General features: G+C 73.3%; 10 protein-coding genes. 5 read left to right on the top strand and 5 right to left on the bottom strand.

Annotated elements, in window-relative coordinates; translation table 11 throughout:
• Window positions 1-70: 70 nt before the first annotated feature.
• Window positions 71-880 carry a lysozyme gene (locus tag Q5425_RS05955; protein ID WP_308671075.1) on the bottom strand — a complete coding sequence of 270 codons (810 nt, stop codon included), beginning with the start codon at window positions 878-880 and terminating at the stop codon, window positions 71-73.
• 204 nt (window positions 881-1084) lie between these two features.
• Here Q5425_RS05955 and ggt point away from each other — a divergent pair, with 204 nt between their 5' ends.
• The 4 genes from ggt (at window position 1085) to Q5425_RS05935 (ending at window position 6139) form a co-directional block, all read left to right on the top strand.
• Window positions 1085-2881 (top strand): gamma-glutamyltransferase, encoded by a 1797-nt coding sequence (ggt, locus tag Q5425_RS05950; RefSeq protein WP_308671074.1) that lies wholly within the window; start codon window positions 1085-1087, stop codon window positions 2879-2881.
• Between the two features lie 416 nt (window positions 2882-3297).
• A complete protein-coding gene (gene fmt / locus Q5425_RS05945; RefSeq protein ID WP_308671073.1) occupies window positions 3298-4224 on the top strand; it encodes a methionyl-tRNA formyltransferase in 927 nt (308 codons plus the stop codon).
• Window positions 4221-5645 (top strand): transcription antitermination factor NusB, encoded by a 1425-nt coding sequence (locus tag Q5425_RS05940; protein ID WP_308671072.1) that lies wholly within the window; start codon window positions 4221-4223, stop codon window positions 5643-5645. The genes fmt and Q5425_RS05940 overlap by 4 nt, the downstream gene beginning before the upstream one ends.
• The gene (locus tag Q5425_RS05935; RefSeq protein WP_308671071.1) at window positions 5642-6139 is read left to right on the top strand and encodes a flavoprotein; all 498 of its coding nucleotides are present in this window, start codon (window positions 5642-5644) and stop codon (window positions 6137-6139) included. Before Q5425_RS05940 ends, Q5425_RS05935 begins: the two co-directional genes overlap by 4 nt.
• A gap of 179 nt (window positions 6140-6318) precedes the next feature.
• Here Q5425_RS05935 and Q5425_RS05930 read toward each other — a convergent pair whose 3' ends face one another.
• The 4 genes from Q5425_RS05930 to Q5425_RS05915 form a co-directional block, all read right to left on the bottom strand.
• On the bottom strand, window positions 6319-7425 hold the full coding sequence (locus Q5425_RS05930; protein ID WP_308671070.1) for a serine hydrolase domain-containing protein: 1107 nt from the start codon (window positions 7423-7425) through the stop codon (window positions 6319-6321).
• 101 nt (window positions 7426-7526) lie between these two features.
• The gene (gene phoA, locus Q5425_RS05925; RefSeq protein ID WP_308671069.1) at window positions 7527-8918 is read right to left on the bottom strand and encodes an alkaline phosphatase; all 1392 of its coding nucleotides are present in this window, start codon (window positions 8916-8918) and stop codon (window positions 7527-7529) included.
• 171 nt (window positions 8919-9089) lie between these two features.
• The gene (locus tag Q5425_RS05920) at window positions 9090-9749 is read right to left on the bottom strand and encodes a response regulator transcription factor (protein ID WP_308671068.1); all 660 of its coding nucleotides are present in this window, start codon (window positions 9747-9749) and stop codon (window positions 9090-9092) included.
• Window positions 9746-10945, bottom strand: coding sequence for a histidine kinase (locus tag Q5425_RS05915; protein WP_308671067.1), 1200 nt, complete (start codon window positions 10943-10945; stop codon window positions 9746-9748). Before Q5425_RS05915 ends, Q5425_RS05920 begins: the two co-directional genes overlap by 4 nt.
• A 122-nt stretch (window positions 10946-11067) precedes the next feature.
• On the opposite strand from Q5425_RS05915, the gene rpe reads away from it, so the two are divergent.
• Window positions 11068-11739: a ribulose-phosphate 3-epimerase gene (gene rpe, locus Q5425_RS05910; protein WP_308671427.1), complete on the top strand. Its 672-nt coding sequence runs from the start codon at window positions 11068-11070 to the stop codon at window positions 11737-11739.
• Window positions 11740-11750 lie beyond the last annotated feature (11 nt).

Raw genomic sequence — 11750 nt, 5'->3', positions numbered from 1 at the left:
TCCACGTCGTGGGCGACGCGGTCGAGTCTTCGCCGGCCGCGTCACCCACGGAACCCGCACAAAGTCGGGATCAGCCGGTCGCCAGCACCTTCAGGCGCGAGATGTCCGCGCTGAACGTGTCCTGGTCGATCGGCGACGAGCTGTACTGCCAGAACGTGTAGAAGCCCCAGTGGTACGGCAGCGTGCCCGCCGACGACGCGTAGCGCGCCACCCACAGCGGGTTCGTCGAGCTGAAGTCGCCGGTGTTGGCGGTGCACTGGCTCCACCAGCTCGTTGCCGTGTAGATGACCGGCCAGCGGGTCGTCTTTGCGTGGTACTCGTCGCTGAACGCCTTGATCCACGCGACCATCTGGGCCGGGGTCTTGCCGTAGCAGGCGTTGTCCGGGCCCCATTCGATGTCGAGCGTCCCCGGCAGCGTCTTGCCGTCCTTCGACCAGCCGCCGCCGTGGGCGACGAAGTAATCCGCCTGCGCCGCGCCGCCCGAGAGGTCCGGGCGGCCGTAGTGGTACGCGCCGCGGATCATGCCGACGTTGTACGACCCCGTGTACTGCTGGCTGAAGTACGCGTTCTGGTAGCCGGTGCCCTCGGTCGCCTTGACGTAGGCGAACCTCTTGCCCGCGCTCCAGTACGACGCCCAGTTGACGTTGCCCTGGTAGGAGCTCACGTCGATGCCGGGGACGCTCGCGTCCACCGACGCCGGGGCGAGCCCGGCCGGGGCCACCCCGTCGTGGGCGCGGATCGACGCGCCCATCTCGTGGTTGTCCGGTGCGTCCTGGCCCGGTGCCGCGCCGGCGGTGCCGGGCATCGCGGCCAGCAGGGACGCCGAGAGCGTGAGCGCGGCGCCGAGCAGGCGGTGCCGGTGCCGTCTTGGTGCAGTCATCTTCGGTGGTTCCTTCCGGTTGCCCTCGCGGTGCGCGGTGTGCAGGCCGCGCCGCACGATTGTGTTACAGGGCGCACCGGATCGTCACTGCTCCATGTGATTTAATTTCCCGAACCCCTAAATCGCGTTAAATGTTCACAATAGGGGTTTTTCGGCCCCATTGACGTCTTGTAGGAGGGGAAGTCAAGGGGCAGACTCGCCCGCATGCCCGCGCACTGGAGCCGAACCACGCTCGTCCTGGCCGTCGCCGCCGTGCTCACCGCCGGCGTCGCTGTGCCCGCCTCCGCCGCCACGCCCACCCCGAAGTCGCCGGTCGCCGTCGGCTACGGGGGCGCCGTGGCCAGCATCGACGCCGACGCCACCGCGATCGGCACCCAGGTCCTGCGCGACGGCGGGAACGCCGTCGACGCGGCCGTCGCGGTCGCGGCCGCGCTCGGGGTCACCGACCCGTTCTCCGCCGGGGTCGGCGGCGGCGGGTTCTTCGTCTACTACGACGCCAAGACCCACCGCGTGCACACCCTCGACGGCCGCGAGACCGCGCCGAAGACCGCCGGCGAGAACCTCTTCGTCGAGAACGGCAAGCCGCTGCCGTTCGCCGACGCCGTCACCAGCGGCCTGAGCGTCGGCGTGCCCGGCACGCCCGCGACCTGGGCCGAGGCGCTGCGCAAGTGGGGGACGCGGTCGCTGGCGAAGGCGCTGAAGCCCGCGGAGAACCTCGCGCGCAAGGGCTTCGTCGTCGACCAGACGTTCCAGACGCAGATCGCGAACAACGCGGCGCGGTTCTCCGCGTTCCCGTCGACGCGGTCGCTGTACCTGCCGGGCGGCGCACCGCCCGCCCCCGGGACGGTCTTCAAGAACCCCGACCTGGCCGCCACGTACGCGCAGCTCGAACGCCACGGCGTCGACGCGCTGTACCACGGCCCGATCGGCGCGGACATCGCCAAGACCGTGCAGAAGCCGCCGGTCGACCCGGCGTCGACGCTGAACGTCCGGCCCGGGAAGCTGACCACCGGCGACCTCGCCGCGTACGACGTGATCGAGCGCAACCCGACTCATGCGCGTTACGAGGGTCTCGACGTCTACGGCATGCCGGCGCCGTCGTCGGGCGGGCTGACGGTCGGCGAGGCGCTCAACATCCTCGAGAACTTCGACCTCAAGCACGCGAGCAAGGCCGACTACCTGCAGTACTTCCTGGAGTCGACCCGCTTCGCCTTCGCCGACCGCAACCGCTGGATCGGCGACCCGGCGTTCGTCGACGTCCCCGCGCGCGAGCTGCTGAGCCGGCGCTTCGCCGACTCCCGGGCGTGCCTGATCTCGAAGGACAAGGCGGCGACCAGCCCGGTCGCCCCGGCCGACCCCCGGAAGCCGGTTCCGTGCGCGGCCGGCTCTGTGGCGGCGCCCACGCCGTACGAAGGCGAGAACACCACGCACCTGACGGTCGCCGACAAGTGGGGCAACGTCGTCGCGTACACGTTGACGATCGAGCAGGAGGGTGGCAGCGGCATCGTGGTGCCGGGCCGCGGGTTCCTGCTGAACAACGAGCTGACCGACTTCTCGTTCACGCCGGTGACGCCGGGCGTGCCCGACCCGAACCTCCCGGGCCCGGGCAAGCGCCCGCGTTCGTCGATGGCCCCGACGATCGTGCTGGACCACGGCCGCCCGTTCTTCGCGACGGGTTCGCCGGGCGGAGCGTCGATCATCACCACGGTGCTGCAGGTGATCCTCGGCCGCCTCGACCGGGGCTTGTCCCTGGAGGACGCGATCGCGGCCCCGCGGGCATCGCAGCGCAACTCGGCAGCGGCCCAGGTGGAGCAGGCGTTCTTGGACCAGCCGGAGACGGCGGACCTGCGAGCCCGCGGCCAGGGCTTCTCGACGGCTCCGGCGGAGATCGGCGCGGCCACGGGAGTGGAGCGCCTGAGGGACGGCCGCTGGCTGGCGGCGGCGGAACCGGTCCGCCGCGGCCAGGGCGCGGCGCAGGTGGTGTGGCCCACCCGCTGGTAGGCGCGCCCCCGCCCTCCCTGGGGGTCCGGCACCGGCCCCGCTCTCCCCTGAACGGAGAGGGTGGGGCTCCGGCACGGTCGCGTGAATGGTTCCGCCGCCGCTGCCGGCCGGGTGCGGCGCGCGGGAACGTCGCGAATGACTCATTCGGGACCTCCGGTGCCGCGAATGAGTCATTCGCGGCACCGGCGACAGCCGGGCGCGACTTCGCCGGGATCCGGGGGGTCCCCCGGATCCAGCGTATCGAGCGAGGCAGACGAAAAGGCGGGAAAGGCCGCGCCGTCGGCCTGGTTGTCCACATCTCTGTGACCCTGTGGACAACCAGGCCCGAGCTGGGCGCGCCCTGCTGATGGGGGCCTTCTAGACTCGGCTGCGATGTTCCAGCCACCTGAAACCCTGCTTCCGCCGGGGGTGGGCCGATGAAGCTCGTCTTCGCCGGCACCCCCGACCCGGCCGTCCCCGCCCTGCGCGCCCTGCTCGATTCCGGGCGGCACGAGGTTGTTGCCGTCGTCACCCGGCCCGATGCGCAGGCCGGGCGCGGCCGGCGGGTCGTCCGGTCGCCCGTCGGGGCCCTCGCCGACGAACACGGCATCGAGGTCCTGACGCCCGCGCGCGCCGGGGATCCCGCCTTTCTCGCCCGGCTGACCGAGCTCGCGCCGGATGCCTGCCCGGTCGTCGCCTACGGGGCCCTGCTGCCGCAGGCCGCGCTCGACATTCCGCGGCTGGGCTGGGTGAACCTGCACTTCTCGCTGCTGCCCGCGTGGCGGGGGGCCGCGCCCGTGCAGGCCGCGATCCGCGCCGGGGACGAGATCACCGGCGCCTCGACCTTCCGGATCGTCAAGGAGCTGGACGCCGGCCCGGTCTTCGGTGTCGTCACCGAGGCGATCGGGGCCACCGACACCGCCGGTGCGCTGCTCGGGCGGCTCGCGGAGTCCGGGGCCAAGCTCCTGCTGTCCACTATGGACGGCCTGGCCGACGGCAGCCTGGTCGCGCGGGAGCAGCCCGCCGAAGGCGTCACCTACGCGCCGAAGGTCACGGTCGAGGACGCGCGGGTGTCCTTCGCCGACCCCGCGTCGGCGGTCGACCGGCAGATCCGGTCGGTCACGCCCGAGCCGGGCGCGTGGGCGGAGTTCCGCGGGGAACGGTTCAAGCTCGGCCCGGTCACGGTGCTCGACGAACCCGGCCCGCCGCCGGGCGAGATCGTGGTCGAACGCAAGCGGGTGCTGGTCGGGACGGCGACGAAGCCGTTACGGCTCGGCGAGGTCCAGGCACCCGGTAAAAAACGGATGGCGGCCACCGATTGGGCGCGCGGAACCAGAATCGACCAGGGAGAGCGCCTCCGGTGAACGACCACAGGGAACGACGTCCGTCACGGCCGCAGCGGGGCCGTCCGGCACCGCGCAAGGAGGGGCCGCGCCGCCCGCCCGAGGTGGACCCGGCCCGGCAGGCCGCGTACGACGTCCTCGCCGCCGTCCGGACGAAGGACGCCTACGCCAACCTGGTCCTGCCGGACCTGCTGCGGGAACGCCGGATCACCGGCCGCGACGCGGCGCTGGCCACCGAGCTGACGTACGGCACGTCGCGGGCGCAAGGCCTGCTCGACGCGATCATCGAGTCCTGCGCCGAGCGCCCTCTCAAGCAGACCGACCCGGCGGTGCTCGACGCGCTGCGCCTCGGCGTCTACCAGCTGCTGCGCACGCGCATCCCCGAGCACGCTGCCGTGACGTCCACTGTGGACCTCGTGCGTGCGGAAGCCGGTTCGTGGGCCACGGGTTTCGCGAACGCCATCCTGCGCAAGGTGTCCGAAAAGGACGAAGCGACATGGCTCGACGAGCTGGCGCCGGACGAGGCGGCCGACCCGATCGGCGCCTACGCGCTGCGCACGGCACACCCGCGCTGGATCGCGCGGTCCTTCGCCGAAGCGCTGGGTGACAAGGGCGCCGGCCTCAAGGCCGCCCTGGAAGCCGACGACGCGCGCCCCGAGGTGCACCTCGTCGCCCGCCCCGGCGAGATCAGCGCCGACGAGCTCGCCGCGATCACCGGCGGCGACCCGGCGCCGTACTCGCCCTACGGCGTCCACCTGCCCGCCGGCGCCGGCGACCCGGCCGACGTCGAGCCGGTCCGCGAGCGGCTGGCCGCGGTCCAGGACGAGGGCAGCCAGCTCTGCGCCATCGCCGCGACGAAGGTGCCGCTGGAAGGCTCCGACGAGCGCTGGCTCGACCTGTGCGCCGGTCCCGGCGGCAAGGCCGCGCTGCTCGGCGCGCTGGCGGCGATGAGCGGGGCGGCTGTCGACGCCGTGGAGAAGGCGCCGCACCGGGCGAAGCTCGTCGAGAAGGCGACGATCGGGCTGCCGGTGAAGGTGCACGTCGGCGACGGCCGTGAAAGCGGGCTGGAGCCGGGCTACGACCGGATCCTCGTCGACGCGCCGTGCAGCGGGCTCGGCGCGCTGCGGCGGCGGCCGGAGGCGCGCTGGCGCCGTCAGCCGTCCGACGTCGCGGACCTGACGAAGCTGCAGGGCGAGCTGATCACCGCGGCCTACGCCCTGCTGCGGCCGGGTGGCGCGCTCACCTACGTCGTCTGCTCGCCGCACCTGGCCGAGACCGAAGGCGTGTTCGCGGAGACGGCGCGGCGGCTGAAGGCCGAAGTGCTGGACTCGCGCGAGTTCTTCCCCGGCGTCCCGGAGCTCGGGGACGGGCCGTACGTCCAGCTGTGGCCGCACCGCCACGGCACGGACGCGATGTTCTGCGCCGTGCTGCGCAAACCGTGAGGGACCTCGGGCTGGTCGCCAGCTCGTGCGGCGGGCTGGACACCCGGTTCGCCGCCGAGCTGGCCCGCCCCGCGGCCGACCGCGGCTGGCGGACGGCGATCACGCTGACGCCGGCCGCTCACCGCTGGCTCGACGCGACCGGTGCGCTGGCCGAGGTCGCTTCGGGCACGGACCTGCCGGTCCGGAGCGTGAGCCGCTTGCCGGGCGAGCCGCGGCCGCACCCGGACCCGGCGGTGTTCCTGTTCGCCCCGGCGTCGGCGAACTCGGTGGCGAAGCTCGCGCTGGGGATAGCGGACAACCAGGCCCTGACGGTGCTCGGCGACGTGCTGGGCGCGCCGGGCATCACGATCGTGGTGGCCTACCAGATCCAGGACACCCGGGCGCACCACCCGGCGTGGCAGCGCCACCTCGACACCCTGGCGGGTGCCGGGGTGACGCTGCACCGGCTCGACGTGCGGCGGCCGTGGACCGAGGTGCTGGACCTGCTGCCGTAAGTCCGCCGCTGGGGGAGGGCTGGGGTGGGAGGCGGCGCTGTCCGCGGGGTGCCGAGTGGGCACCGGCCGCGGGGGCCGAGAGGGCACCCGCCGCGGGGGCGCCCCCCGTTTTCCACGCTACCGGCGACCACCGACAGTTCCGGCCACCGGCATTCGGACCCCCGGCCAAAGCCCACCGCCTACGAGCACACCGCCGCCTCGGTGACGTCGTAAAGGTGCCGATTCACCCCCGCCGGCGGGGGGTTCTGGTTCAGCACCACCGCCGCCCGGCGGTCGTGCGGGCCCACTCCTGCCAGGTTCGTGAAACCGATGATTCCGCCCTGATGACCCCAGAACTGCCCGCACGACACCGGGAGCCGGCCCAGGCCGAGCCCGTAGCCGGCGCCCGGGACGCCCAGGTCGGCGGGGACCGTTCGCTGCATCTCCGCCAGCTCGGCCGGGCGCAGCAGCCGCCCGTTCAGCAGTGCGCCGTAGAAACGGTTCAGGTCGGCCGGGGTCGATACCAGGCCGCCCGCCGCCCAGGCGATCGTTGCGTCGAAGTCGCTGAAGTCCACCAGCTTCCCGTTGCCCGGTACGTAGCCGATCGCGTGCGGTGCGGGCAACCGCTCGTCGCCGCGGCGGGGCAGGTACGTGTCGTGCAGGCCCAGTGGCCGGGTGATCCGGCGGGCGATTTCGTCGGTCAGCGCGTGGCCGGTCACCTTCTCGGCGATCATCCCCGCCACGATGTAGTTCGTGTTGGAGTACGACCAGCTCGTGCCCGGCGGGAACAGCGCCGGGTGCTTCAGCGCCATCGCCACGAGCTCGGCCGGCTCGGCTCCGCGGTGCCGCAAGGCTTCCGGGTCGGTCCGGTCGAACTCGTCCGTGTAGTTGTAGAGCCCGCTCGTGTGCTGGAGCAGCTGCCGGACCGTGATCCGCCGGTCGGGCAGGAGGCCCGGCAGGTACCGCTCGACCGGCGCGTCGAGCCGCACCCGGCCCTCGGCCACGAGCTGCAGGACCACCGTGGCGACGAACGTCTTGGTGACGCTGCCCGCACGGTAGGAACCGTTGCGCGGGAACGGTTTCCCGGTGGCGAGGTCGGCCGTGCCGCTGCGGACGACCCGCGTCCGGTGGCCGTCCTGGAGCACGGCTTCGGCGCCCGGGACGCCGTCCTGCGCCGTCAGGACGTCGAGGCCGCGCTGCACCGGATCCGCCGTGGCGGCGAGCGCCGGTGCGGCGGTGGTGGCGGCGAGCAGGGCGACGAGCGTGCCGACGGCGACGATCCGTCTGCCCGGTAAGGACTTTCGCATGAAGAGAACCCCCTGGTGTCTCGGTGATCCCAGGTTAGGGAGCCGAAACGCCAGGGGGTATGGGGCAGACCACCCGGTCTTGCTGGGGTCTACCCCACCATTCAGCGCAGGCGCAGGGCCCGCTTCAGGGTGCCGAACACGTCGGTCTGGTTGGTCAGGCCGACGATGTTGGCCGCCTGCGGGCCAAGCCCCGCGATGCGCACCTGCGTGCCCGTGTGCGACTGCGAGCCGCCCGCTTCCGCGGTGCCGTAGGCCAGCGTCATGTTCGCGCCCTCGTTGGTGACGAGCGTCGCGGTCAGGCCCGGCGTGGCGGTGGGCTCGACGATCTGGCTGCTGTGGCCGTGGTCGGCGGTCACCAGCACCAGCGTGTCGGGGTGGCTGCGGGCGAACGCCGTGCCCGCCGCGATCGCCGCGTCGAAGTCGACCGTCTCGCCGATCTGGCCGCACGGGTCGGCCGCGTGGTCCTGCTTGTCGATGCTCGCGCCCTCGACCTGCAGGAAGAAGCCCTTGTCACTGCGGCGGTCGTCCAGCAGCTCCAGCGCCTTGCGGGTCTGGTCGGCCAGCTTCGGCTGGGTCTTCGGCAGGTTCGCGTTCGGCGTGCAGCGGGCCGGCGCGGTGCCGCCGTGCACGGCGGCCGGGCCGGTCCAGTTCACCGGCATGTTGCCGTCGGCGAACAGGCCGAGGACCGGCTTGCCCTTCTTCGCCGCGGCCAGGTCCGCCGCGGTGCCGACGACGGTGTAGCCCGTGGCCTTGGCCTGGTCCAGCACGGTCCGGCCGGCGAACTTCCCGGCCTTGACCTTCTGGTTGAAGTACTTTGCGCCGCCGCCCAGCAGGACGTCGGGGCGGGTCTGCACGAGCTGCTCGGCGATCGAGCCGGCGCCGCCGTTCTCCTTGGCGTTGACCGCGCACTTCGCGGTGGTCTCGTCCGGGCCCTTGCAGTCGCGGCTGACGACGTGGGCACCGAGGACGGCCGGGGTGGCGTCCTGGACCTCGGCGGTGGTGACGTCCCCGGTGCGCAGGCCGTTGCGCTTGGCCAGCTCCAGGATCGTCGGCACCGCGTTGCCGTAGGCGTCGACGGAAATGGCGCCGTTGTAGGTCTTGGTGCCGGTGGCCCAGCCGGTGCCCGACGCGGCGGAGTCCGTCACGTATTCGGGCTTGGCCGGGTTGTTCTTCTCCACGGCGTAGGTGGTGTAGTCGCCGGTCAGCGGCAGCTCGTCCATCGCGAGCCGTCCGGCGGCGCCGCGCTCGTAGTTGCGCGCGGCGGTGATCTCGGACTGGCCCATGCCGTCGCCGATGAACAGGATCACGTTGCGGGCGTGCCCGCCTTGGACCGCGGCGCGGACGTCGGCGGTGCGGTCGCCCGTACCGGCCGACCGGGCGTCGGCGTTGCCGGAGCCGCTCGTGGCGAGGGCGACCGGGGCGGCGGCGACCAGCGCGGCGCCGAGGGCGCCCGCGACCAGCCACCGGCGGCGGACGGCGAACAGCGAAGCCATGGTTCTCCTCGGGTGGGGACTTCGGGGGATTTCCGCCCGGATTTCGGGCACGGCCCATTAGTCCCCGTGCATGTGTGCCGCGGACGGCCGCCGGGTGAGCACCGGGTGGCGGCTGATCGAACTCCTGGCTTCCGCGCGGTGACGGGGAGCACGTCGGCCGGAGCACGTCGGTCAGGGACCGGCCAGGTGCCCCGGTTCGACGACCCCGGCCTCGTAGGCGATCACCACGGCCTGGCTGCGGTTGCCGGCGCCGAGCTTCGCGAAGATGTTGCCCACGTGGGTCTTCACCGTCTCCAGGCTGATCACCAGCGCCGCCGCGATGTCCTGGTTGGACAGGCCGGTGGCGATGAGCCGCAGCACCTCGGCTTCGCGGCGGGTGAGCGTCTTCGCCGCCCGCGCGTGCTCGCCGCCCGGCGGACGGCCGCGCACCAGCCGCCGGATCGCCTCCGGGAACAGCAGCGATTCGCCGGTGGCGACCGTCCGCACGGCGTGCGCGATCTCCTCCTTGCGCGCCCGCTTCAGCAGGAATCCGCTCGCCCCGGCCAGCAGTGCCTCGTGCACGTAGTCGTCGTTGTCGAACGTGGTGACGACCAGGATCTTCGGCGGTTCCGCGAGCGCCGCGAGCACCTGCCGGGTGGCCTCGATGCCGTCCGTGCCGGGCATCCGGACGTCCATCAGCACGACGTCCGGCCGGGTCCGCCGCACCGCTTCCAGGACCTCGCCGCCGTCGGCCGCCTCGCCGACCACCGGCAGGCCCTGCTGTTCCAGCAGCGCCCGCAGGCCGGTGCGGACCAGCGGCTCGTCGTCGGCGAGCAGCACCGACGGCGTCACGCGCCCGCCCGCAGCGGGATGGTCGCGCTCAGCCGCCACTGCCGGCCGTCCGGACCGGCGTCGAGCTCGCCGCGCAGGGCTTCGACGCGCTCGGCGAGCCCGGCCAGCCCGCGCCGCCCGGTCCGGGGCCCGTCGGCGGCCAGCGCGTTGACGACCGCGATGCCGAGGCGGTCCGGCCCGGCCTCGACGCGGACGTCGACCGCGCCGGGACCGGCGTGGCGCAACGCGTTGGTCAGGCCCTCCTGGACGATCCGGTAGCCCTCGCGTGACACCGTGGCGGGCAGCGCGGCCACCGGCCCGGTGACGGTCAGGCGGACGTCGAGCCCGGCTTCGCGGGCGCGCACGGCGAGGACGTCCACTTCGGCGAGCGTGCGCGTCGGTGCTTTTGCGGCCGGTTCCTCGCGAAGCAGGCCCAAGACGTGGTCGAGGTCCTCGAGGGCGCTTCGAGACGCTTCTTCGATCGTGCCGAGTGTGCGCCGGACCTGGGCGGGGTCGGCCTCGACCAGGGCGGCCGCGGCCGCCGCCTGGATGGTCGACGTCGTGAGCGTGTGCCCGATGGAGTCGTGCAGCTCGCGGGCGAGCCGGTTGCGCTGGGCGAGGACAGCCGAGCGGCGTTCGGCCAGCGCCGCGCGCTCGGCCGCGGACGGGCCCAGCAGCGCCGTGGCGCCGGCCCGGAACACCGGGGTCGCCGCTGCGGCGAGCAGCAGCGCGAGCGCCAGCATGGCGAGCGCGACCGGCACGGTCCACGCGCCGGCGACGGCGGTCGTGCCGAAGAACGAGAAGCGCGCCCCGTCGCCGGTCAGCCACAGCACCGGGGTCAGCATGCCGAGCGCCAGGATGCCGCCGATCGTGAGCAACAGCCCGCTCAGCCCCGCGTGCAGCACCAGCCAGGCGGCCGAGCGCAGCCGGTCCGGCCAGGCGGGCCGCGCCCGGCCGGGCGACGGCAGGTCGGTGCCGAGCACCGCGTTGGCGACGGCGACGCCGAAGCGCCGCATGGGTCCGCTCAGCCCGGCCATCGCCAGCACCGTGGCGACCACGAGCAGCGCGAGGGCGAACAGCAGCCGGGGCGTACCGGGGTACAACGCGGCGACGAGGGCGAACGGCATCGCGGGCAGCGCCAGCGCCATCCCGAGCAGGGCGTAGGGCACGCTGCGGTAGCCGCCGAACTGGACCAGGGAACGCAGGAAACCGGACATGCCGCCGAGGTTAGGGGGCGCCCGGGGGCCGTGACCTCCCTCTCCGGAGCCAGATCCTGGTCACAACCGGTTAGCGAGCGTTAGCGCCGTCCTCCTACACTCGGGACGTGGCCGACCGACCTTTGATCGCACCCAGCATCCTCGCGGCGGACTTCGCCCGGCTCGGCGAGGAGATCGCCGCTGTCGCCGGCAGCGGGGAGACCCGCGCCGACTGGGTCCACGTCGACGTCATGGACGCGCACTTCGTGCCCAACCTGACCCTCGGCCTGCCCGTGGCCAAGGCCCTGATCGACAGCACCGACCTGCCGATCGACTGCCACCTGATGATCGACGACCCGGACCGCTGGGCGATCGGGTACGCCGAGGCCGGCGCCTACAACGTCACCGTGCACGCCGAGGCCGCGAAGGACCCCGTGGCGCTGGCGAAGAACCTGCGCGCCGCGGGCGCGAAGGCCGGTCTCTCGATCAAGCCGGGCACCGCGCTCGAGCCGTGGCTCGACGCGCTCAAGCACTACGACACGCTGCTGGTCATGTCGGTCGAGCCGGGCTTCGGCGGGCAGTCGTTCATCGCCGACGTCCTGGAGAAGGTCCGCACCGCGCGGCGGCTGGTCGACACCGGCCACCTGAAGCTGATCGTCGAGATCGACGGCGGCATCAACACCGACACGATCGAGCAGGCCGCCGAGGCGGGCGTCGACTGCTTCGTCGCCGGATCCGCCGTCTACGGCGCCGGCGACCCGGGCAAGGCGGTCGCCGCGCTGCGTGAGCAGGCGGCCCGCGGCCGCGCCGGCTGACGCGGGAGCGG

Origin of the sequence: Amycolatopsis sp. A133, from assembly GCF_031082405.1 — a bacterium.
Lineage (GTDB): Bacteria > Actinomycetota > Actinomycetes > Mycobacteriales > Pseudonocardiaceae > Amycolatopsis.
This window is presented reverse-complemented; position numbering and strand designations above follow the sequence as displayed.